21 protein-coding genes are annotated in these 21,118 nt (G+C 61.5%); 14 read left to right on the top strand and 7 right to left on the bottom strand.

Annotation, left to right across the window (positions count from 1 at the left end):
- Window positions 1-157: 157 nt before the first annotated feature.
- The 5 genes from M0D66_RS12540 to M0D66_RS12520 all read right to left on the bottom strand — a co-directional run bounded on the left by M0D66_RS12540 (window position 158) and on the right by M0D66_RS12520 (window position 5,242).
- Window positions 158-1,186: a fatty acid desaturase gene (locus M0D66_RS12540; RefSeq protein ID WP_266210785.1), complete on the bottom strand. Its 1,029-nt coding sequence runs from the start codon at window positions 1,184-1,186 to the stop codon at window positions 158-160.
- A gap of 201 nt (window positions 1,187-1,387) precedes the next feature.
- On the bottom strand, window positions 1,388-2,182 hold the full coding sequence (locus tag M0D66_RS12535; protein WP_200621499.1) for a CDP-diacylglycerol diphosphatase: 795 nt from the start codon (window positions 2,180-2,182) through the stop codon (window positions 1,388-1,390).
- A 73-nt stretch (window positions 2,183-2,255) separates the two neighbouring features.
- Window positions 2,256-3,710, bottom strand: a complete 1,455-nt coding sequence (gene iaaH / locus M0D66_RS12530) for an indoleacetamide hydrolase (RefSeq protein WP_211706970.1) — start codon at window positions 3,708-3,710, stop codon at window positions 2,256-2,258.
- Window positions 3,711-3,889: 179 nt separating this feature from the next.
- Window positions 3,890-4,105, bottom strand: a complete 216-nt coding sequence (locus M0D66_RS12525; RefSeq protein WP_093636067.1) for a transcriptional regulator — start codon at window positions 4,103-4,105, stop codon at window positions 3,890-3,892.
- Window positions 4,106-4,582: 477 nt separating this feature from the next.
- Window positions 4,583-5,242 (bottom strand): NADPH-dependent FMN reductase, encoded by a 660-nt coding sequence (locus M0D66_RS12520; RefSeq protein ID WP_097396232.1) that lies wholly within the window; start codon window positions 5,240-5,242, stop codon window positions 4,583-4,585.
- Window positions 5,243-5,715: 473 nt separating this feature from the next.
- Between M0D66_RS12520 and M0D66_RS12515 the strand changes: the two genes are divergently transcribed.
- The 3 genes from M0D66_RS12515 to M0D66_RS12505 all read left to right on the top strand — a co-directional run bounded on the left by M0D66_RS12515 (window position 5,716) and on the right by M0D66_RS12505 (window position 7,527).
- Window positions 5,716-6,396 carry a J domain-containing protein gene (locus M0D66_RS12515; RefSeq protein WP_093636177.1) on the top strand — a complete coding sequence of 227 codons (681 nt, stop codon included), beginning with the start codon at window positions 5,716-5,718 and terminating at the stop codon, window positions 6,394-6,396.
- A gap of 194 nt (window positions 6,397-6,590) precedes the next feature.
- A complete protein-coding gene (locus tag M0D66_RS12510) occupies window positions 6,591-6,791 on the top strand; it encodes a hypothetical protein (RefSeq protein ID WP_093636175.1) in 201 nt (66 codons plus the stop codon).
- Between the two features lie 214 nt (window positions 6,792-7,005).
- Window positions 7,006-7,527 carry a low molecular weight phosphatase family protein gene (locus tag M0D66_RS12505; RefSeq protein ID WP_093636173.1) on the top strand — a complete coding sequence of 174 codons (522 nt, stop codon included), beginning with the start codon at window positions 7,006-7,008 and terminating at the stop codon, window positions 7,525-7,527.
- Between the two features lie 79 nt (window positions 7,528-7,606).
- Here the strand turns inward: M0D66_RS12505 and M0D66_RS12500 are convergent, their stop codons facing one another.
- Window positions 7,607-7,933, bottom strand: coding sequence for an H-NS family nucleoid-associated regulatory protein (locus tag M0D66_RS12500; RefSeq protein ID WP_093636065.1), 327 nt, complete (start codon window positions 7,931-7,933; stop codon window positions 7,607-7,609).
- A 787-nt stretch (window positions 7,934-8,720) separates the two neighbouring features.
- Here M0D66_RS12500 and M0D66_RS12495 point away from each other — a divergent pair.
- From M0D66_RS12495 to M0D66_RS12470, 6 genes are all read left to right on the top strand, one after another.
- Window positions 8,721-9,029: a hypothetical protein gene (locus M0D66_RS12495; protein ID WP_211706969.1), complete on the top strand. Its 309-nt coding sequence runs from the start codon at window positions 8,721-8,723 to the stop codon at window positions 9,027-9,029.
- A 301-nt stretch (window positions 9,030-9,330) separates the two neighbouring features.
- Window positions 9,331-10,578 (top strand): MFS transporter, encoded by a 1,248-nt coding sequence (locus M0D66_RS12490; protein WP_200651972.1) that lies wholly within the window; start codon window positions 9,331-9,333, stop codon window positions 10,576-10,578.
- Between the two features lie 172 nt (window positions 10,579-10,750).
- Complete coding sequence (locus M0D66_RS12485; protein ID WP_054035966.1) at window positions 10,751-11,503, top strand: SDR family NAD(P)-dependent oxidoreductase; 753 nt, start codon at window positions 10,751-10,753, stop codon at window positions 11,501-11,503.
- A 109-nt stretch (window positions 11,504-11,612) separates the two neighbouring features.
- Entirely contained in the window at window positions 11,613-12,941 is a 1,329-nt protein-coding gene (locus M0D66_RS12480; protein ID WP_211706968.1) for an MFS transporter, read from the top strand.
- A gap of 49 nt (window positions 12,942-12,990) precedes the next feature.
- Window positions 12,991-14,169, top strand: a complete 1,179-nt coding sequence (gene rhmD / locus M0D66_RS12475; protein ID WP_200651973.1) for an L-rhamnonate dehydratase — start codon at window positions 12,991-12,993, stop codon at window positions 14,167-14,169.
- Between the two features lie 75 nt (window positions 14,170-14,244).
- The gene (locus M0D66_RS12470; protein ID WP_200651974.1) at window positions 14,245-15,027 is read left to right on the top strand and encodes an SDR family NAD(P)-dependent oxidoreductase; all 783 of its coding nucleotides are present in this window, start codon (window positions 14,245-14,247) and stop codon (window positions 15,025-15,027) included.
- A 15-nt stretch (window positions 15,028-15,042) separates the two neighbouring features.
- Here the strand turns inward: M0D66_RS12470 and M0D66_RS12465 are convergent, their stop codons facing one another.
- Window positions 15,043-16,041, bottom strand: coding sequence for a LysR family transcriptional regulator (locus M0D66_RS12465; protein ID WP_200651975.1), 999 nt, complete (start codon window positions 16,039-16,041; stop codon window positions 15,043-15,045).
- A gap of 140 nt (window positions 16,042-16,181) precedes the next feature.
- On the opposite strand from M0D66_RS12465, the gene rhaM reads away from it, so the two are divergent.
- From rhaM to M0D66_RS12440, 5 genes are read left to right on the top strand one after another with little or no spacing between them, the layout of a single operon-like run.
- Entirely contained in the window at window positions 16,182-16,505 is a 324-nt protein-coding gene (gene rhaM / locus M0D66_RS12460; RefSeq protein WP_200651976.1) for an L-rhamnose mutarotase, read from the top strand.
- A 31-nt stretch (window positions 16,506-16,536) separates the two neighbouring features.
- A complete protein-coding gene (locus M0D66_RS12455) occupies window positions 16,537-17,430 on the top strand; it encodes an amidohydrolase (RefSeq protein ID WP_211706967.1) in 894 nt (297 codons plus the stop codon).
- A gap of 53 nt (window positions 17,431-17,483) precedes the next feature.
- Window positions 17,484-19,013, top strand: a complete 1,530-nt coding sequence (locus M0D66_RS12450; RefSeq protein ID WP_266210784.1) for a sugar ABC transporter ATP-binding protein — start codon at window positions 17,484-17,486, stop codon at window positions 19,011-19,013.
- The gene (locus M0D66_RS12445) at window positions 19,010-20,068 is read left to right on the top strand and encodes an ABC transporter permease (protein WP_211706966.1); all 1,059 of its coding nucleotides are present in this window, start codon (window positions 19,010-19,012) and stop codon (window positions 20,066-20,068) included. The genes M0D66_RS12450 and M0D66_RS12445 overlap by 4 nt, the downstream gene beginning before the upstream one ends.
- Complete coding sequence (locus tag M0D66_RS12440) at window positions 20,061-21,077, top strand: ABC transporter permease (protein WP_211706965.1); 1,017 nt, start codon at window positions 20,061-20,063, stop codon at window positions 21,075-21,077. Before M0D66_RS12445 ends, M0D66_RS12440 begins: the two co-directional genes overlap by 8 nt.
- The last annotated feature ends 41 nt before the right edge of the window (window positions 21,078-21,118 follow it).

The raw sequence follows: 21,118 nt of genomic DNA, 5'->3' as shown, positions 1-21,118 counted from the left end.
AATTGAATAAAGCCCTTGCTGTGTATGTCGAGGATGGGAACGGAAACTGCCGGAAGAAATTGTCGAACGGATGGTGTCGCTACAGCAGCGTAAGCTGCGCGGCCGTGCTTAACGGTATGCTGGGGTCCATCCCGCGCGATCTTCGCGAATGACTGTACTACCAGTGGAGAGAATCTCTGCTCGTGCGCCTAAGTGCTAAACGTGCCGCGGGCGTCGTGCGTCCTGCGGCCTGAATAGCCGCTCCAGACAGATCCCCATAAACCGGAGGCGCAACCGAGGCGAATGCATAAAGCTTCAGCCATTCGCTGTACCCGTGTACGAGAAACCCTCCCGAGCGTTCTACGTACTGCTGCCGGGACGTTTCATAAACCTCTCGAAGTGCAAACCAGGGCACATGAGGCAAGTCGTGATGAACCAGATGGTAGTTGTTGTTCAGGAACAGCAGCCGCCACAACCACCCCGCTTCGTTGATGACAGTGCGATGCTCGTGAGCATGTGCCACGCGATGTTCCTGAAACGAGCGGATCGAACCTAACGACAACGATCCATATCCCGCGCCGACGATAAATGCCCAGGCAGGGACTCCGCAGACACGTTGAAGCCATATCGTCAGCGCTGCCAATGCAACCAGATGCGCAACCCACATCGGCACATGACGCAAATCGCCGCGTTTGATAGTGCGGAGTTCATCGACACCCGTTGCCGCTATGGAAAAAGCCGGCCCAACTATCAGTCGGCCGACAAACGTATTGCGGAAGGTCAGCAGCGCGCGAATCGCCAGACCCGCACGTTGCCACACGCGCTGACTGACGAAGTAGCTTTCGGGATCGCGCTCAGGAAGCGTCAGATGCGGATCGTCGTGATGCTGAAGATGCGAATCACGATAGACGCTGTACGGAAACCACACCGCGAGCGGCGCGAATCCTAATAGTGCGTTGAAGAACGGCGAACGCGTCGGATGGCCGTGCAGCAATTCATGTTGAAGAGACATGTACCACGCACCCAGCAACGCTAGCAGTGCAACGGTCAGCGGCAGGCCGAGCATGCGCGCATGCGTCGCCACACCGAACCATCCACCGTAGATCGTGGCGATCAGCAGCCACGTCGGCCATTGCGTGCGCCATGTCCAGCTTGCAGCCTGTTGGGCGAGTGCTTTACGTTGCGTGTCGTCGAGGTAAATCGCCATCGGCTGGATCGGTCGGAATGCAGGTTTAGACCGATCCTACGGACCAATTCACGCGACTAGAACCATTTTGTTCAGCAATGCATCTGCAAATACGTGCAAAAGCGCGGGGCCATATCGCCGGCCCTTGCGCAGCGCCCGGCCGCTATCACCCGGCGCGCAGGGATCCTCGCGGATCCTGTTCGGGCAATCGGTAAAAGACGCTTATTTATCGTCCGCCACGTGGCAAGCGTGATCGAGCAAACCTTCCGCGGAGCCGCTGCCGTTGTCGGCATCGAGACTGCTATTCACGACGAGCCAGCCGTCTTTCTCCGCGGATGGCCCCGCACCCGTCACGAGAATGGTTTGCATGGCCATCGCTGCAGCGTCTTTGTTATCACGCGCGACGATGAGAAACGGATTGCTCGCCTGAGTGAGTGAGGTGACGCGCATGATCCGATAGCGCTGGCCGTCGAGCGTATCCCAACGCCATTCGCCAGGCGTGTCCTTCGCGTGACGCGCCAAGGCGTCGCTCACCTTGCTTTGCATGCAATCGATATGGATATGCAGCTGGTTTTGCGTACGGCGGAATTGCGAGTTGATCTCGAGGCCGAGTTGATTGTCGGGCAAGGAGCGCTTGACGGACTTCTCGACGTACAGCCGCGACACCCACGCATCGTCCCAGTAGTCCGGTGCATTCGGCGCAAGCACGAACGGGCTTTCTATGCCGGTGACGCGGTCGGTCGGAATCAGCAGATGCTGTGAGCGGCCGACAATATCCTTCAGGATCGCATAGCGTTTGTCGAGATCGACGACCGTGCATTGGCCCGGCGTGCCGGTGGCCTGCTGCGACGGCACGCAGCGCATATCGACGATTTTCCAGAGCGCGTTCGAATCGACTGCAGCAAGGCGCGCGCAGGAGGCGACGGTGAAGACGACCGCCAATGCGGCGGCGGTGCGCAGAATAGTGTGGCGAAGGCGGGTGGGTTTGGGCACGGTCATCGGCATGCGGATCGGCATTTTTTTACTGGAGTGTTCAGCGACATCTTCAATGGCATCTTCAACGGCACCTTCGACGGCATTTTCAGAACCGTCAGAGCGCTGGCGCCGGCAGCACGCCGAGCAATTGCTCGAAGGCGACGCCGATCGCCAGCAACCGTCGGTCCTCGCCGAGCGGACCATCCAGTTCCAGGCCGACCGGCAGGCCGCCGGCAGTCATCCCCGCCGCCAGCGATAAGCCCGGAATGCCGGACGTGCTGGCCGGGTCGGTATTGCGCAGGAACGCGTCCATCGTATCGATTGGCGCGGCGCCATCGATCGATACTGTCGACGAGCCGTTCAGGTCGTCGATCGGCACCGCGGCGAGGCGCGTGGTCGGGAACAGCAGCGCATCGAGACGCTCATCCGCGAAAGTCGCGGCGACATACTGCTGCAAGCGCGGCCGCCATTGCTTCAGCGCTGCGTCGTAATGAGCACCGAGTACGTCGGCGAGCACGCCGTCGTAGATCGCGCGCACGTCAGGGCTCGCGATGCGGGCTGCCAATTCTTTGACTGTCTTTACCGGCGCGTTATTGGCGACGAGCCAGGCGAGCACGTCTTCGCGCGGCTCGTGGATCGCGATCGGTCCGCCGACATGGCCGTTCAAGATCTCCAGTTCGCTCATCGCTACAGGCACGAAGATGACGCCCGCTGCTTCGAGGCGGCGCAAGGCGGCGTGCGCGACGTCTTCCACCTGCTTTTCGAGCCCTTCCCAGAGCGGCTCGGGCAGGCCGATGCGCAAACCGTTCAGCGTGAGTGTGGGCAGCGCCCCCGCTCCGGTGATCACGCCGTCGAGCAACGCGATGTCGGCAACCGTGCGCGCCATCGGCCCCACCGTATCGCGCGTATGGCTGATCGGCACGACGGCATCCGGGTCGTGATAGCGCCGTTCGGCACCACCGTTACCCACCGACGGACGAAACCCCGCGATGCCGGTCAACGCAGCCGGAATGCGCGTCGAGCCGCCGGTGTCGGTGCCGAGACCCGCGGGCACGATGCGCGCGGCGATCGCGGCGGCGGTGCCGCCCGACGAGCCGCCAGGAATCAGCGTGGGGTCGTAAGGATTGCGCACCGGTCCGGCGTGCGTGGCGAAGTTGGTGCTGGTGATGCCGAACGCGAGTTCGTGCATGTTGGCTTTGCCGAGGATGATCGCGCCGGCATCGAGAAGCCGTTGCACCGAAGGCGCGTTCGTCGTCGGCACGAAGCCTTCCAACGCGGGCGTGCCCGCCGAGGTCTGCAAACCGGCCGTGTTGATGTTGTCCTTCACGACGATGGGCAAACCGGCGAGCGGCAATTGCGCTTTTGCTTCGGGCGGCAAGGCATCGATGCGCTGCGCGGCGGCCAGCGCGCCGTCGAGATCGAGCGTGGTGAGCGCATTCAGGCTCGAGAGCGACGCCGCGCGCGCCAGCAGCGTGGCCATATAGTCGGCGGCTTTGAGGCGCCCGGACTGGATCGCGGCGACCGCTTCGGTTGCGGTTAGGGCCAACTGTTGATCGACGGTCCATGTCATCGCAGGCGTCTCCTTTAACTGAGGTGTCGCCTATTCTGGCACAGCCGCTTAAAAATCGACGCCCGGTGGCGCAAGGTGGTGCGCGTTTGCCGGCTCGCAGGCCGGACGGCCTTCTATATGGTTCTGCACGCGAGACCCGCGCGACCGCCTTGACGCTATCTGATGAGTCTGCCGGCGTGCTATTGCCGGCTGTCGATCCACATGCGTCCCCAGCGGAACGCGTAGGCGAGTGCGTGCTCTTCGTCGAAGAAATAATCGAGTGCGTCGAACGAGTAAGCCTGGCCTTGACTTGCAGACGTTTTTTCGATGGTCAGGTTGGCGGCGAACAGGCCGTTGGGCAGCCGTTGCGCAGCCGGTGCGACTTCGTAGCCCTTGTAGCGGATATTTGAATTCATGATCGTGGCAGTGAGTGTGCCCGCGTGTATTGCTAAGGAGCCGGCGCGCGGGACGCAACCCTGTGCGTCAGGCAACCGGTGGTGAGCGGGCAGGATCAAGCGTAGGCCGCGCCGCGCAGCGGGTGAACCAATCTTTCGTCGTAAGCAAATCAGCGAGGTTCGGGAACGGTCTTCAGGAGACCGGATCGGACCATAGTCGCAGCGTTCGAACACACTATCCGGCGTTGTGGGAGAGCGGTCTGTTGTGTGGCGCACGGTTTGGACCAGCGGAAACACGAGCGCGTTCGAGCGCGCTCGGCGTGACTTGTCAGCCTTAAAAGTATCGTCGGAGGATGCTGCGGTTAGCGGGGAGAGGAGGCAAGCGCACGCATGCGTCGAATGGTTCGTCGAGGCAGTGGGATGGCCGCCGGCTCAACGCAAACGCAAGTGCGTCGGGGACCCCACAAGCGTGGGTCCTCGACATCGCACGCAAAGGCGTTAAACCGCGTGCAGCAATCTGGCGGGTTGCGCTTCCTTGACTGCATTGCCGAGCGGCGCGGCCGTCGGCGTGCGATGCGCGTTGAACGCCAGGGCGAATTGCGCGGCCTGCTGGCCGACTGTGGCGAGCTGATCGACGACCTTGGCGTCGGAACAGGTGTCGACGGTGTCGAAGCGTGTTTCCAGCGTGTTGATCCCGGCGCCGAACGGGGTCGGCCAGCCGCGCAACGCGTGGACGATCGAGCGCAGCGACGTCAGCACCGAGCCGGCAGCCTGCCAGCCATAAGCGGTGACGATACAGCCGACCGCGCGGCCATCCAGATACGGCCGTTCATCGGCGCGCAGTTCTTCGAGCGTGTCGAGTGCGTTCTTGACGAGGCCCGAGACGCCGCCGTGATAACCGGGCGTCGCGATGATCAGCGCGTCCGCATGGCGCACGGCTTCGATCAGCTCAAGCTGTTCGGCGGTACGTTGAGGGTTTTCCGGAGCGTAGTGGGGCAGGCTATGCAGGAAGGTGCCGCCGAACAGGCGGGTATTCGCGCCTGCGGCTTCCGCGCCACGCAGCGCAAAGCCGAGCGCGCGCTCGGTCGACGACGCCGCACGTGTCGTGCCGCCGATGCCGATTACGAGCGGCCGGCGATGATGGTCGAAACTGGTCAACGAAATGCTCCTTCGGTAACGGCTCACGGGACGCTGGCGCGGGGCTGCGCGTAGACGAACCGGGGCGAACCGGACTTTGAAGTGTCATCTTAATGACCGCCGGGAGCCGGGCGAAGCGACTTTTTGTTCTAACGATATAACCGCGCGGGGTTATCGGCGGCTCAGTGGGCCGTTTGACGGATGTATCGAAGCCGTTTTCGATCCACATGCGCCGCCCTGTGCAATGCAGTTGAGGCGGCCCCCGATAAGCATATGGCGAACCATTGTTTGGGGGCGCGATGACACGCGGCTATGATTGAGTCGTCTCCTCCATGACATCTCCTTGACATGGGACTCGGCCTCGCTACGTAAGTGGCGAGGCCTTTTTTTCGTCTGGACTTTCAGCGGCGCCCGGGCGTGCCGCTTCACGATAAAGCCGTTTTTTGCATGCTACGATGGTCCGCAACGCGAATCACGGCGAGGTCGAACAAGCAATGGCAACCCTGTATGACACGCTTGGTGTGCACGCGCACGCCACGGACGAAGAAATCAAGCGGGCTTATCGCAAGGCCGCGATGAAATGGCATCCGGATCGCAACAACGGCGCCGAGGAAGTTGCGCGCGCTACTTTCCAGGAAATCAAGGACGCGTATGCGATTCTCTCCGACGCCGCGCAGCGCAAGGTGTATGACGCAGTCTATGCCGAGCAGATGCGTGGCTGGGAAGCGCAGCGTGCCCGCCAGCAAAAAGCGCAGGCCGAACGTGAAGCGGCGGTACGTGCCGCGGACGAAGCGGCCTACGCCGAGATGGTGTCGCTCGCCATGCGTTTCGCCGACGACGGCCACAATCGCGACGTGCTGTTCGGTGTGCTGCTAGGACGTCGATGCGAGGCGCAGCGGGCCGCGCAGATCGCCGACAGCGTGTCTGCCTTGCAGGCGGCGCGGCGCGAGGCAGAGAAGGCGGCGGCTGCCGCCGAAGCGGCAGCAAAGGCGGTGGACGTACCCGACGTTTCAGCGAAAGCGGAGGCAACGACGGTGAACGACGATGCCGCCAATCGTGACGCCTCAGGTAAGCCCGCCAACTCAGGCAAGCGCGAAGAAAATGCCAGCGATGCCCATCCGGCCGGCGTACTGGGTGGACTCTGGTTCCAGTTCCTGAACGGCTTGCGGTTTTGAACAGACAGTTCTGGCCGAAAGACCCCACACGTAGGCCGAATTGATATAGAGGGCGGCCTTCGGCATCGGTCTATCCGCTTCTAGAATCAATGACATGTCCGTGACATGTGTCATTGTCGCCGACTCCACTTCCCCCCGCGAATGACCCGCTTCGCTTGACCTCCACGTTGCAGATTCCGAGAGGCACGACGGCCATGGTTACTTTTATTTTTGTCGTTGCGATGGCGGCGTTTATCCCGTACGTCGCGGCGCCTGGCATTGCGAACGGCGTCAAGTCGATCAGCGCGCAGCCTGCGGCGATGTTGTTCGAAACTTCACCGGCTGCGTCGGACGGCGCAAGCGACGCCGCCAATCGAATCGTGTCCGAACACCGCGACAGCGGCGCTTCCGTATGAGGAGGCGCCGCCGCGAAAAATTGTCGGCTTAATGAAAGATTCGACTTTGCGCTGCTAAACTTTGTCGCCAATGCAGCGCGCGATATCCGTGGATCGAGCGCCCTGATACAAATTCTTGTGGCGCAACAATTTACGTCATCGTAGTGTCACGGGGACGCAAGACTAGGCCGGCATAATTGCGCATAGAGAGAGATAAAAAAAACTCGGGGTGAGCGTGACCAAAAAATACAAGGTGCTGTTTCTCTGTCGCGAGAATTCAGCACGCAGCATCATTGCCGAAGCTTTACTGCGCGAACTGGCTGGACACCGGTTCGAAGCGTTCAGCGCGGGGCCGGAGCCGGCCGCGCGTGTTCACCCTATTGCGATCGCGCAATTGCGGCCCGGTATATCGGACCTCGGCGTGCTCTGCCCGAAAAGCTGGCTGGAATTCACCGGTGAATGGGCGCCGCGGATGGACCTCGTCATTGCCATGGACGCGTGCGTCGCCAGGCATCATGCGCCGCGCTTTCCGGGAGACCCTGCGTTGTGTAGCTGGAACTTCGCCGATCCGCTTGCCGATGGCATGCTCGAGCCGGAGCGCGTCCGTTCGTTTGAAAAGGTCTTCTGGCAGATCGTCCGGCAGCTCAGCACGTTTATCGAATTGCCGCAGTACGCGGCGGCGCCGGCTTGTACCGGCGACGCGTCGTGTGCATCGCTGAACGGCGCAACGAATCCCGCCATTCAGTGCAACGTGTGAACGGCCCCGGCGCGTCAGCCAGTACGGGGTGATGCCTCGGGGTTATGCCTTTGCTCTGGCGGTGTGGCGATCGGACGGCTTAGCGGTTGTTCGGGCGCGCAAGCGGACTTCCCGCGAATGGGTCGTTTAGCCAATCCACCTGTTTTTTCGGCTGCGGGGCGGGTGCCGGCGTGGCCGATAATTCGAAGTGGTCGATTGATTGACCAGCGCTAATTGCCTGTTTAAGCCATTGGGGCATTTCACCCTGGCCGTCCCAGCTATCTCCCGTTGCGCTGCGGTAGCGTTCAGCTTTTTGCCCCTTCGGTTCGGCCGCCAGCACGGCGGCGAGGTCTTCTGGTTTGATACCAAACTCTTCCATGCGGTGGCGGAGATACGCAATCATGCTATCTCGCTTCCTTTCGTCCATAAGATATTCGTCCTTCTAAAGCGTCCGGCGTTCTGTCAGTTACAGATTGCAAGGGGAAGCCGCGAAAGCATCGAGCCCATGTATATGGGGTCCGCTCGCGGTCAGGTTATTGATCGAAGGAAATTCCAGTGGCTGCGTCAAAGAACGTCGCCCCATACATTGCGGTACAGCATATGTCCAACAAGGCCGGCTATAAGGCTGACTGTGCCAATCAGTGAATATTCAAGCGCTCCGCCGCGCGGCAGGTACGGCTGGGTAAGCCCTACGGCCGCAATGGAAAAAACGGTGATGACAATGCAATGATTGCGAACAGTCGGCCTCAAGTCCACGCTCCGTCTCTCGCCGGTGCCTCGCGCGGGGCCGATTTTTGTGCGTTATGCCAGCATCATAACGCACTGTTCGGGTAACGCACGCGCCTGCCGGCCTGATTTTGTTACTGCATGCAGCCGATTGAGCGGCGGCGGGTGCCACTAAGGCCGTCCGCACCGCCGGGATTGAAATCCTGAGTGGCCGAGCTATAACGAAACAGCGGAGCAACAATCTGCGTTTCCAGCCTGGTGGCGACCGTTTCCGGCTAGCCGTGCGCGCACGCCCGACATCGGTTTCAGGTCTGGCAACTATTTACTCATTTAGTTCGGTGACTCGCCGCAGCAGTCCCGCATAGGCATTCGCCCGTTTGTCAGTTCGGCAGTGAGTTAGTTCGATTTCATGACACGACGTTTTTTCGCGGATCAATTCTTTTTCGAAGGGGATAAGCGCTGCTGCGCCGGATTCGAGGAGTCTGGACATGAAACTACGTTTATTGATGGCGTTGGCAAGCACCGCTCTGTTTCTGGCGCCGAGCACAGCCGGCGCACTGGATAGCCAGCAGGGCCAGGCCGTATCGGGCCAGGCCCTCATGCAGAACGCAAACGAATCAGCGCAAGCCACCACCGACATGTCGTACGGTGACACTGTGCGGACCGTGATGCCGGCCGGGCAGGCGGTGCAGAACGTCTCCTATGGCGGAGTGGCTGCAGGCGCGACGGAAGTGGGAGGCCGACAGGAGCGGCCGTGCGCTTCCGGGCCGCAATGCAGGATCTATTTTGGCCAGTAGCAGGCCGGCAGTTCAGGAGGCGGTGGGGACAGAGCGCACCGCTTCCACTTCCATCCACGTACGGCACCCTGATCGGAATACCCACACGCCCGAGTGCAATTTTACGGAGTCGTCAGCGGGCGAATTAATACGATGTTAAGGTGTCTTCCATTCAGGTTTTCACCCGCTGTCTTTTCCGATCGCAATCATAAGCAGGCCAATACCGCCTGCTTTTTTATTCATGACTTGCCGTCTGCGATTTGATTAGTCTGGTGTGACTGCTCCAATCCCACCCGTTGTTTAGTTACTCGCAAACAATACTATGTTGATGGAAGATAATCTGCCGGCGAGCATTGCCTCGCCGGACGATGGGGCTTCGTCGTCCCTGCGTTCCTGGCTCGCCGTCGTGGCCGTTGCAATCGGTGCGTTCGCATTCGTGACCACGGAATTTTTACCTGTTGGCCTGCTGCCGCGTATCGCGGCGGATCTGGGTGTGCTGCCTGGCACTGCAGGATTGATGGTCACGGTGCCGGGCGTGATTGCCGCCATCTCGGCGCCCGGATTGATGCTGGTGGCCGGACGGATGGATCGCCGGCGCGTGTTTCTGTTGCTCACGGCCTTGCTGCTCGCGTCGAATCTGATTTCGGCCTTTGCGCCCGATTTCCTGGTCATGCTGGTCGGACGCGCGTTGCTCGGCGCGGCGCTGGGCGGCTTCTGGACCCTGGCGACTGCGGCATCGGGGCGCCTCGTGCAGCCGAAGGATTCGGCCAAAGCGATGGCGACGATCCTGACCGGCGTGACCTGCGCGACGGTGATCGGTGTGCCGCTCGGCACGTTCATCGCCAGCTTCGCTTCGTGGCGTGCTTCGTTTATGGCAACCGGCGTGCTTGTCGCGATCGCGCTCGTGGCGCAGTTCGTTTTCGTGCCGTCCTTGCCGTCGAGCACCGCATTGCGGCTGCGCGATCTGGTTGCGCTGCTGCGCCGCCCGCATCCGCGTAGAAGCATGCTGATGGTGGCGCTCGTCTTCGGCGCGCATTTCTCCTCGTACACGTACATCACGCCGTTCCTGCTGCACAACGCGAGTTTTTCGATGTCGACGATTACGTGGCTGCTGCTCGGCTTCGGCATTATTGGCTTCTTCTCGAACTTCGCCGTATCGTCGACGGTGACGCACAATCTGAAAGTGTCTCTGGGCGTGATGGTTTCTCTGCTCATGTTCGCGCTGCTGGCAATGCCTTTGCTGGAACAATCGCCGATCGGCGTCGCCGCGCTCGTGCTCGCGTGGGGTGTTTCGTTCGGCGCATTGCCGCTTTGTTTGAGCATCTGGATTCAGCGCGCCACGCCGGATTCGCCCGAAGCAGGCTCGGCGCTGTTTGTCAGCATCATTCAGGTTGCCATCGCGCTGGGATCGCTCATTGGCGGTGTGGTGGTCGACCATGTCGGCATTTCCGCGGACTTTCTCTTTGGCAGCGGCCTAGCGTTGCTGGGGCTCGCCGCGCTCGCGAGTTTCGGACGAAGCAAGCAGGAAGTGCCCGCGAAAGCGGTGGTCTGTCCGGCGTGTACTGACTAGCCGGTAAGCGTCGAGCGCCACGCCCACACCGATCCGCTTTTGTTATCGCCCTCTCCAATACACGGATTGTTGGCGCATCGCACCGCTCGTATATTTGCTGGACGAAAGCAGAGACAGCAGAAATACAACAACTGAACGGCAAGCCTCCCGGGCCTGCTACAGGAGCACAGCGATGAATCGAATCGATCTGGAGGGGCGTGTTGTCGCCATTACCGGCGGCGCGCGCGGCATTGGCTACGCAGTGGCTCAACGGGCGTTGAACTCGGGCGCGTCGGTCGCGCTATGGGACATCGACGCCGAACGCCTCGCGCGCAGCGAGCGCGAACTCAGCGAACTGGGCAAAGTCACCGCCGTCACGGTCGAACTCACCCAGGAAGCGTCAGTGGTTCAGGCAGTGGCGCAAACGGTCGCCGCCCATGGCGCGATCGATGTGCTGATCAACTGCGCCGGCATCACCGGCGGCAACGGCACGACATGGGAGCTGGACCCCGAGGTCTGGCGCCGCGTGATCGACGTGAATCTGATCGGCCCGTATCTCACCTGCCGCGCGGTCGTGCCGCAGATGCTCAAGCAGGGCTACGGCCGGATCGTCAATATCGCGTCGGTGGCCGGCAAAGAGGGCAACCCGAACGCCTCGCACTACAGCGCCTCCAAAGCCGGGCTCATCGGCTTGACCAAATCCCTCGGCAAAGAACTTGCGACGAAGAACATCCTCGTCAACGCGGTCACGCCCGCAGCGGCGAAAACGGAGATTTTCGACTCGATGTCGCAGCAGCACATCGACTACATGCTCTCGAAAATTCCAATGAACCGCTTCCTGTTGCCGGAAGAAGCGGCGTCGCTGATTCTCTGGCTCTCTTCCGAAGACTGCGCGTTCAGCACCGGCTCGGTATTCGACCTGTCCGGTGGCCGCGCCACTTATTGAGTCGTCATAGCCTCGCCTAAGCCGTAGCAGGGGCAGTTGCAGTGGCAGTGGCAGTGCAAAAGGTAGAAAAACGCAGAGCGCGACCCGCATGCTCTGCGAAGGAGACGACATGAATCCGCATTCGCCCGCTTCACTGGAGGCGATCAACAGCAAGGTCATGCGCCGGCTGTTGCCGTTTCTGTTGCTGATGTACGTGCTGGCGTTTCTCGATCGAGCCAATATCGGCTTCGCGCAGAAAGCGTTGCAGCACGATACGGGTTTGTCCAATGCGGCTTTTGCCTTCGGCGCGGGCGTGTTCTTCGTCGGTTATGCATTATTCGAAGTACCGAGCAATCTTCTGTTGCATAAGGTCGGCGCGCGCGCATGGATGTGCCGGATCATGGTGACCTGGGGGCTCGTCTCGGCGGCAATGTGTCTTGCGCATACGCCGACCGCTTTCTACTCGCTGCGTTTTCTGCTCGGCGTTGCCGAAGCGGGTTTCTTCCCCGGCGTGATCTATTACCTGACGCATTGGTTTCCGCAAGCGGCGCGAGCTCGCGCGGTGGGCGTGTTTTATTTCGGCGCGCCGCTGGCGTTCATCTTCGGCAGTCCGTTGTCGGGTTCCTTGCTCGAACTGCATGGCGCGATGGGTTTGGCCGGCTGGCAGTGGCTGTTTCTGATCGAGGGGACGATGGCCTCGGTGGTCGGCGTATGGGCGTTCTGGTATCTCGACAACCGCCCCGAAGACGCACGGTGGCTCGACGCGCAGGAGCGCACCACCTTGCGCCGCGCGCTCGACGACGATGCGCTCGCCGCATCGGCGCATGGGCCGCGTCATATTCTCGCGGCGCTGGTGGACCGCCGTGTGTTGCTGCTGTCAGCGATCTATCTGCTGATTCAGATGAGTGTCTACGGCGTGATCTTCTATTTGCCGCAGCAGGTGGCGGCTTTGCTCGGCACGACGGTCGGTTTGCGCGTGGGCCTCGTCGGTGCGTTGCCATGGCTGTGTGCGTTGGCCGTGACGTGGTACGTGCCGCGTCGAGCGGATCGTACGGGTGGACACCGGCGCTGGGCAGTTGCGCTGCTGGTGCTCGCGGGTCTCGGCATCGGTGCCTCGGGGCTCGCGCATAACCCGTCGATTGGCCTGATCGCGCTGTGCTGTGCGGCTAGTGGTTTCATCGCGGCGCAACCGCTGTTCTGGACATTTCCGACGCGCTACCTCACGGGCGCCGCAGCGGCGGGTGGGATCGCGCTGATCAATTCGCTCGGCGGCCTCGGTGGATTTATTGCGCCGAGCCTGCGCACCGCGGCGGAACGCGTGTTTTCGTCGACCTCGGCGGGGCTGATCGTATTGGGCGCGTCGAGTCTGCTGGCTGCGCTCCTGATCGGCACGCTGTTGCGTCGTGACGGAACCGAATCAAGCTGGTCTTTCCAACATTTACTGCACCGCGCCCGCTAGGCGCATTTTCTGGCTGCACGTTCGACGCACCCATAACGGAGCCCTTTTCATGGCCATGCCTACTATCCGGCACGTGCGTGCCTTCATCGTCCGCGGTGGCGGTGCGGACTATCACGATCAACCCGACGGACACTGGATCGACGATCACATTTCCACGCCGATGGCGCGTTATCCGGAGTATCGCCAGAGCCGCCAGTCGTTCGGCATCAATGTGCTCGGCACCTTGGTGGTCGAGATCGAAGCGAGCGATGGCACGGTCGGTTTTGCGGTGACGACGGGCGGTGAGATTGGCGCCTTCATCGTCGAAAAACATCTCGCACGTTTTCTGGAGGGCCAGCTTGTCACCGACATCGAGAAGATGTGGGATCAGATGTATTTCTCGACGCTGTACTACGGCCGCAAAGGCGTGGTGCTGAATACGATCTCGGGCGTCGATCTCGCGTTGTGGGATTTGCTTGCGAAAGTGCGCAAGGAACCGGTGTACCAACTATTGGGCGGCCCGGTGCGCGACGAACTTGTGTTCTACGCGACGGGCGCGCGTCCGGACCTCGCGAAGGAGATGGGTTTTATTGGCGGCAAATTGCCGTTGCAGCATGGTCCTGCTGAAGGCGAGGCGGGTCTCAAGAAGAATCTGGAGAAACTCGCCGAGATGCGTAGTCGCGTTGGCGATGACTTCTGGCTGATGTACGACTGCTGGATGAGCCTCGACGTACCGTATGCAACGCGGCTCGCGCAGGCGGCGCACGAGTACGGTCTGAAATGGATCGAAGAGTGCCTGCCGCCGGACGACTACTGGGGTTACGCCGAACTGCGCCGCAACGTGCCGCGCGGCATGATGGTGTCGACCGGCGAGCATGAAGCGACGCGTTGGGGTTTTCGCATGCTGCTGGAGATGCAGTGCTGCGATCTGATTCAGCCGGATGTGGGCTGGTGCGGTGGGATCACCGAACTCATCAAGATATCCGCGCTCGCCGATGCCCACAATGTGATGGTGGTGCCGCATGGTTCATCGGTGTATAGCTATCACTTCGTCGTCACGCGGCACAACTCACCGTTCGCCGAGTTTCTGATGATGGCGCCGAAGGCGGACGAAGTCGTGCCGATGTTCACGCCGCTGCTGCTCGATGAGCCGGTCCCCGCGAATGGGCGGATGAAAGTGCCTGACACACCGGGCTTTGGTGTGCGGCTCAATCCGGAGTGTGCGCTGGTGCGGCCTTATCCGCGTTGAATGCTTATTGAAGGTGGGTTGGACCGGATTTCAACCCGCAAGACATCTGATCGATCCAGCCAACAGGAGAATGACGTGTTGCTCAAGGACAAGGTCGTGATCGTTACCGGCGGCTCGCGTGGCATCGGCCGCGCGATAGCCGTTGCGTGCGCAACCGAAGGGGCGGATGTAGCGATCAACTACTGGGGCGATAACGACGCATCGTATGGGCGCCGTTCGGCCGTCGCGGAAGTGGTCGGAGAAATTGAAGCCTTGGGGCGGCGCGTGATCGCGATCGAAGGGAACGTTGCCTTACGCGAAACCGGTCAGGAACTTGTTCGCCGCACCGTTGAAGCCTTCGACAAAGTCGATGTGCTCGCGAGCAATGCAGGCATCTGCCCGTTTCACGCCTTTCTCGACATGCCGCCCGAGATATTGGAGTCGACGGTGGCAGTCAATCTGAACGGGGCGTTCTACGTCACGCAAGCCGCCGCGCAGCAGATGAAAGCGCAGGGCACGGGCGGCGCGATCGTGGCGACGAGCTCGATCAGCGCTCTGGTGGGCGGCGGCATGCAAACCCACTACACGCCGACCAAGGCCGGTGTGCATTCGTTGATGCAGTCATGCGCGGTGGCGTTGGGGCCGTACGGTATTCGCTGCAATTCGGTGATGCCCGGCACGATCGCGACCGACCTCAACGCGGAAGATCTCGCCGACGAAGCGAAAAAAGCCTACTTCGAAAAACGTATTCCGCTGGGCAGACTGGGCCGCCCGGAGGACGTCGCCGATTGCGTGGTATTCCTTGCCTCCGACCGTGCCCGTTATGTAACAGGCGCCGCGCTGCTGGTGGACGGCGGCCTGTTCGTCAACTTGCAGTAACGGGCGATGTCGACGTCAATGAACCGGTGCGGATACGATCACAGGCTCAATCGCCGTCGCGCTGGAATCATCGCGTGCGAGCTTGCGCGAGAAACCGCGCAGCAAATCGATAAAGCGCAGCGCCGGTTCGGCGAGGGCTTCTTCCTTGCGCGTGAGAATGCCGAAGCCGGAGAGGCTCTTGCCGATCTCGAGCGGCAGCGCGACCAGCAGTTTGCCGCGCACGTGATCACGCACCACGGATTCAGGCAGCATGGCCACGGCGTCGTAGTTCTCGAGCAATTGCAGCGTGGCGAAGATCGACGCGCACTCTGTCAGGTTGACGGGTGTCGCCAGACCCGCACGCGCGAGCTCCTCTTCGAACAGCACGCGCGCCGGGCTGGTAACAGGTTGCGCGACCCACGGCCAGTCGATCAGCTCCCGCAATGTGATGCGCGAGTGCTGCGCCAGCGGATGCACCGAACGCACCACCAGCAACAACGTCTCGCGTGCGAGCGGCTCAAAGCTGAAATCGTTGTGTTGCAACGGACTGGTCAGGCGGCCAAGCGCCAGATCGACTTCGCGGCGATGCAGCAATTGCACGACCTGGTCGCTGGTTTCGCCAAGAATGCGCACGTTGAGCAGTGGGCTCTCGGTTTTCAGGGCGGCGACTGCCATGGCCAGCAGATCGGGCGCGGCGCCCATGATCGCGCCGACGGTCAACTGTCCATGTCCGCCACGGCGTTTGACGTCGAGGTCTTCGGCAAAACGGGTCAGCTCGGCGAGTGCGCGCCGCGCATACGCCAGCGTGACCACGCCGAGCGGCGTGGGCGTCATGCCGCGTGCGTTGCGCTCGAACAGCAGGAAGCCGAACGCTTCCTCGATGTCGCCGAGCATGCGGCTCGCGCTGGGTTGCGCGACGTTGATGGCTTCGGCGGCCTGGTGGAGATTGCGCGCGTCGTCGAGCGCGACGAGCAGCGCGAGGTGCTTGAACTTGAGCCGATTGACGAGTGCGATGGCAGCTGAATGTTGGCTCATGGTTCCGGGTGCGATTCGGTTTGTGGATCGCCCAATCCCAACAACGGATTGAGAAGCTATCGACGCAGGAATTATAGTCGTACCAGACGCTTCTGCGCTTCTCAGGGAAAGCGCCCGGATACGACGGGAGACAGGCCGCAATGGAAACAATCGCTTTCCGGATGGTGCTCAACCCCGGCATGCGCGAGGAATACGAACGACGTCATGCGCAAATCTGGCCTGAACTGGTTGATGCATTGCACAACGCCGGGGTGCGCGACTATCGGATCTTCTTCGACGCAGACTCGCATCACCTGTTCGCCATTCTGACGCGCAACACGAATCACACCATGAATGCGCTGCCGCAGCTCGACGTGATGCGCAAATGGTGGGATTACATGGCCGACATCATGCAGACGGCCCCTGACCATACTCCGCTTCAGCAACCGCTGGAGCCGGTCTTTCGTCTGAATTCGCTTAGCTGACTGTGCTTGCCCAATGGGCGGAGGGTGTCGCATGCAGGTTGTCGATTCGCATATCCATCTGTGGGATCTGAAGACGCATCGCTATCCGTGGCTGGAAAACCCGGGTGTGTCGTTCGTGGGGGACGCGCGCGACCTGAAGCACGACTACCTGCTCGACGATCTGCTTCGAGAGGCGGGCGATATCGAGGTGCTGAAACTGGTGCACGTGGAAGCGAACCACGATCCTGCCGATCCGGTCGAAGAAACCCGCTGGTTGCAGTCCATTGCGGATCGCCCGGCGTCGCGCGGCATGCCGGATGCGATTGTCGCCGCCGTGGATCTGTCCGCGGCGAACGCACCCGAACTGCTCGAAGCGCACGCGTCGTTCGCCAATACGCGTGGCATCAGGCAGATCCTGAATGTGCACGAGAACAAGCTGTTCGATTACGTAGGCCGTCATTTCATGCGCGAGTCGAAGTGGCGCGAACATTTTGCCTTGCTGCACCGTTACGACATGTCATTCGATCTGCAACTGTATCCGTCGCAGATGGAGGAGGCGGCTGCATTGGCGCGCGCGCATGCCGATACGATTTTTATCGTCAACCATGCGGGCATGTTCGTGGATCGCGGCAGCGTCGCTGGATATCGCGCCTGGCGTGACGGTATGCGAATGCTCGCGGGTTGCAGGAACGTCGCGGTGAAGATCAGCGGACTCGCCATGTTCGATCATCAGTGGAGCGTCGAAAGCCTACGGCCTTATGTGCTCGAAACGATCGATACGTTCGGCGTCGAGCGCGCGATGTTCGCGTCGAACTTTCCGGTCGATCGGCTGTTCGGCTCTTACCAGAATTTATGGCACGCGTACGCGGCGATCGTCGACGGCGCGAGCGACGCTGAAAAAGAAGCGCTGTTTTGCCGTAACGCGGAGCGTTTTTATCGTATCTGACGTACCTGCCGCGTCTGACGCATTCCCGAAAGCAAAAAAGAAGGAGACACGTAGTGCAGCAATCCCCATCCGCTGTGCCCAGGCTCGAACTACGGCACGCGAGCAAATCATTCGGCCGGGTCCGCGCGTTGTCCGACGGCGATCTCGCGTTGTGGCCGGGCGAAGTGCATGCGCTGCTCGGCGAAAATGGCGCGGGCAAATCGACGGTCGTGAAGATTCTCGCGGGTGTGCATCAACCGGATACCGGTGAACTGCTGGTCGACGGCGTGGCGCGCCGCTTCGCGACGCCTGCCGAAGCGCGCGATGCGGGCCTCGCCGTGATCTATCAGGAGCCGACGCTGTTCTTCGATCTCTCGATCGCGGAGAACATTTTCATGGGACGGCAGCCGGTCGACCGGATCGGCCGCATTCAGTACGACGCCATGCGCCGCGAAGTGGATGGTTTGCTGGCCTCGCTCGGGGTCGATCTGCGTGCGGATCAACTGGTGCGAGGGCTCTCGATTGCCGATCAGCAGGTGATCGAAATTGCGAAGGCGTTGTCGTTGAACGCGAACGTGCTGATCATGGACGAGCCGACCGCCGCCTTGTCGCTGCCCGAAGTGGAGCGGCTCTTCGCGATCGTGCGCAAGCTGCGTGAGCGTGACGTAGCGATTCTGTTCATTACGCACCGGCTCGATGAAGTGTTCACGTTGACGCAACGCGTGACGATCATGCGCGACGGCGCGAAAGTATTTGACGGACTCACCGCCGATCTCACCACTGAATCCATCGTCGCGAAGATGGTGGGCCGTGATCTGGAAACCTTCTATCCGAAGGCCGACCGGCCACCGGGCGAAGTGCGATTGTCCGTGCGTGGACTCACGCGCATCGGCGTATTCAAGGATATTTCCTTCGACGTCCGTGCGGGCGAGATCGTCGCGCTGGCGGGGCTCGTCGGCGCGGGACGCAGTGAGGTGGCACGCGCAATCTTCGGCATCGATCCCCTCGATTCGGGTGAAATTTCGCTTGGCGGTAAACGGCTCGCTGCAGGGAGTCCGGCCGCCGCGGTGCGTGCCGGTCTCGCGCTGGTCCCGGAGGACCGTCGTCAGCAAGGCCTGGCACTGGAGTTGAGCATCGCGCGCAATGCCTCGATGACGGTACTCGGGCGTTTGGTCAAACATGGGCTGATTTCCACGCGAAGCGAAACGCAACTGGCCAATCAGTGGGGCACGCGTTTGCGCCTCAAAGCGGGTGACCCGAACGCGCCAGTCGGCACGTTTTCAGGTGGCAATCAACAGAAGGTCGTGCTGGGCAAGTGGCTCGCCACGAATCCCAAGGTCCTGATCATCGACGAACCCACGCGTGGCATCGACGTCGGCGCCAAGGCCGAGGTGTATGGCGCGCTGGCGGAACTGGTGCGCGATGGCATGGCCGTACTGATGATTTCGAGCGAGCTGCCGGAAGTACTCGGCATGGCCGATCGCGTACTGGTCATGCACGAGGGACGTATCAGCGCAGACATAGCGCGCGCTGAAGCCGATGAAGAACGCATCATGGGTGCGGCGCTCGGTCAACCGATTCCACCCTTGGGGAACGCCGCATGATGCGCCATTCGACGACCCATCCCGCGCCGGTTCAGGCGTCAGCCCCCAAGCGCACCGGCAGTGCGCCAGGCGGTTTTATTGCGGGCGTCGCGAAGAGCCGCGAAACGACGCTTTTCGTCGTGCTGATTCTGTTGATCGTGGGTACGGGGCTCGCGAAACCGCAGTTTCTGAATCTGCAGAATCTGCGCGATGTGTTGCTCAATGTGTCGATCATCAGCTTGCTGACGGCCGGCATGACCGTGGTCATCCTGATGCGGCATATCGATCTGTCGGTGGGGTCGACGGTCGGTATCAGCGCATATGCGGTCGGCAGCCTGTACGTTGCGTTCCCGCATATGCCGGTGATCGTCGCGTTGCTGGCCGGACTTGCGATCGGATTGGTGGCGGGCAGTATCAACGCATTGCTCGTTGCCGTGGGGCGCGTGCCGTCGCTAGTGGCGACGCTCTCCACGCTCTACATCTTTCGCGGCGCGGATTATGCATGGGTACACGGCGGCCAGATCAACGCGACCAGTTTGCCTGACGCGTTTTCCCGTCTCGCTACCGGCACTTTCTTCGGCATACCGACGCTCGCGCTGATCGCAATCGTCCTGCTGGCGGGGCTGGCTGTCTATCTGAAGCAGTTTCGCGGCGGACGCGAACACTACGCCATCGGCTCGAATCCGGAGGCGGCGCGGCTTGCCGGCGTGAACGTCGAACGTCGCGTGATGGCGGGTTTTCTGCTGTCCGGCGCGATTGCCGGTTTCGCGGGCGCATTGTGGCTCGCTCGCTTCGGCACCGTCGATGCAAGCACCGCAAAGGGCATCGAATTGCAGGTCGTTGCCGCCGCCGTGGTGGGTAGCGTGGCGATCACCGGTGGAGTGGGCACCATTCTTGGCGCCACGCTTGGCGCGCTCGTGCTGGGTGTGATCAGCATCGCGCTCGTTGTGCTGCACGTCTCGCCATTCTGGGAGCAGGCGATTCAGGGTGCGCTGATCGTCGCCGCCATTACCGCCGACACCTTGCTGGCCCGCTCCGTCGCCAAACGCATGATGAGGAAACGCGATCATGGCTAAACCCGATTCGGCACTGCTCACGCGCAAACGCGAAACGCCCTTGCAATGGGAAGTGTTGCTGGTCATCGTACTGGCCCTGTCGCTCGTGCTCGGGCGCTTGTTGTCGCCGGTCTTTCTCACGGGTGCGAATGTCAGCAATATCCTCGCCGATCTGACCGAGATCGCATTGATGGCGCTGCCCATGACGCTGATTATCGTCGCCGCGGAAATCGATCTTTCGGTGGCGTCAGTGCTGGGCGCGTCCAGCGCACTGATGGGCGTGCTGTGGCACATGGGCTTGCCGATGCCGGTCGTGATCGTGCTGGTATTGATTGCCGGCGCGCTGGCGGGTCTGCTGAACGGCCTCGTGATCGTCAAACTCAACCTGCCTTCGCTCGCGGTCACCATCGGCACGCTAGCGCTGTTTCGCGGTCTGGCTTATGTGTTGCTCGGCGATCAGGCGGTCGCGGATTTTCCCGCAGCTTATACGGCGTTCGGCATGGATACGGTCGGCTCGACTTTCATTCCGTTGCCCTTTGCGATCGTGATCGTCGGCGCGGTGCTGTTTACCGTGCTGCTGCAGTCCACGGCGTTCGGCCGCAGCCTCTACGCAATCGGCGCGAATCCTACCGCGGCGGCTTTCTCCGGTATCGAGGTCGCGAAGATCAGGCTGCGTTTGTTCGTGCTGTCCGGCGCGATGAGCGCGCTGGCGGGCGTCGTCTACACGCTGCGCTTCACCAGCGCCCGTGGTGATAACGGCGAAGGGTTCGAATTGTCCGTGATCGCGGCGGTGCTGTTCGGCGGCGTGAGTATTTTCGGCGGACGCGGCTCGATGTTCGGCGTTCTGCTCTCGCTGCTGATTATCGGCGTGTTGAAGAACGCGCTGACGCTCGACGACGTGTCGAGCGAAACGCTGGCGATCGTCACCGGCGTGCTGCTGCTGGCATCGGTGCTGATTCCCAATCTGGTTGCGCGCTGGCGTGCGGCGCGTGACCGGCGTTTCATCGCGAAGTCCGCTTCTTCTTTATAACGTTCTCTTATAACCGGCTCCACAAGAAATACCCAATACCA

The organism is Paraburkholderia sp. SECH2 (genome assembly GCF_030464795.1).
Lineage (GTDB): Bacteria > Pseudomonadota > Gammaproteobacteria > Burkholderiales > Burkholderiaceae > Paraburkholderia > Paraburkholderia aspalathi.
This window is presented reverse-complemented; position numbering and strand designations above follow the sequence as displayed.

What these genes read in the sequence shown, in the direction of transcription:
- M0D66_RS12540 (WP_266210785.1), bottom strand. Translation starts at nt 1,186, where the DNA reads ATGGCGATTTACCTCGACGACACGCAACGTAAAGCACTCGCCCAACAG.
- M0D66_RS12535 (WP_200621499.1), bottom strand. Translation starts at nt 2,182, where the DNA reads ATGCCGATCCGCATGCCGATGACCGTGCCCAAACCCACCCGCCTTCGC.
- iaaH (WP_211706970.1), bottom strand. Translation starts at nt 3,710, where the DNA reads ATGACATGGACCGTCGATCAACAGTTGGCCCTAACCGCAACCGAAGCG.
- M0D66_RS12525 (WP_093636067.1), bottom strand. Translation starts at nt 4,105, where the DNA reads ATGAATTCAAATATCCGCTACAAGGGCTACGAAGTCGCACCGGCTGCG.
- M0D66_RS12515 (WP_093636177.1), top strand. Translation starts at nt 5,716, where the DNA reads ATGGCAACCCTGTATGACACGCTTGGTGTGCACGCGCACGCCACGGAC.
- M0D66_RS12510 (WP_093636175.1), top strand. Translation starts at nt 6,591, where the DNA reads ATGGTTACTTTTATTTTTGTCGTTGCGATGGCGGCGTTTATCCCGTAC.
- M0D66_RS12500 (WP_093636065.1), bottom strand. Translation starts at nt 7,933, where the DNA reads ATGGACGAAAGGAAGCGAGATAGCATGATTGCGTATCTCCGCCACCGC.
- M0D66_RS12495 (WP_211706969.1), top strand. Translation starts at nt 8,721, where the DNA reads ATGAAACTACGTTTATTGATGGCGTTGGCAAGCACCGCTCTGTTTCTG.
- M0D66_RS12490 (WP_200651972.1), top strand. Translation starts at nt 9,331, where the DNA reads ATGTTGATGGAAGATAATCTGCCGGCGAGCATTGCCTCGCCGGACGAT.
- M0D66_RS12485 (WP_054035966.1), top strand. Translation starts at nt 10,751, where the DNA reads ATGAATCGAATCGATCTGGAGGGGCGTGTTGTCGCCATTACCGGCGGC.
- M0D66_RS12480 (WP_211706968.1), top strand. Translation starts at nt 11,613, where the DNA reads ATGAATCCGCATTCGCCCGCTTCACTGGAGGCGATCAACAGCAAGGTC.
- rhmD (WP_200651973.1), top strand. Translation starts at nt 12,991, where the DNA reads ATGGCCATGCCTACTATCCGGCACGTGCGTGCCTTCATCGTCCGCGGT.
- M0D66_RS12465 (WP_200651975.1), bottom strand. Translation starts at nt 16,041, where the DNA reads ATGAGCCAACATTCAGCTGCCATCGCACTCGTCAATCGGCTCAAGTTC.
- rhaM (WP_200651976.1), top strand. Translation starts at nt 16,182, where the DNA reads ATGGAAACAATCGCTTTCCGGATGGTGCTCAACCCCGGCATGCGCGAG.
- M0D66_RS12455 (WP_211706967.1), top strand. Translation starts at nt 16,537, where the DNA reads ATGCAGGTTGTCGATTCGCATATCCATCTGTGGGATCTGAAGACGCAT.
- M0D66_RS12445 (WP_211706966.1), top strand. Translation starts at nt 19,010, where the DNA reads ATGATGCGCCATTCGACGACCCATCCCGCGCCGGTTCAGGCGTCAGCC.
- M0D66_RS12440 (WP_211706965.1), top strand. Translation starts at nt 20,061, where the DNA reads ATGGCTAAACCCGATTCGGCACTGCTCACGCGCAAACGCGAAACGCCC.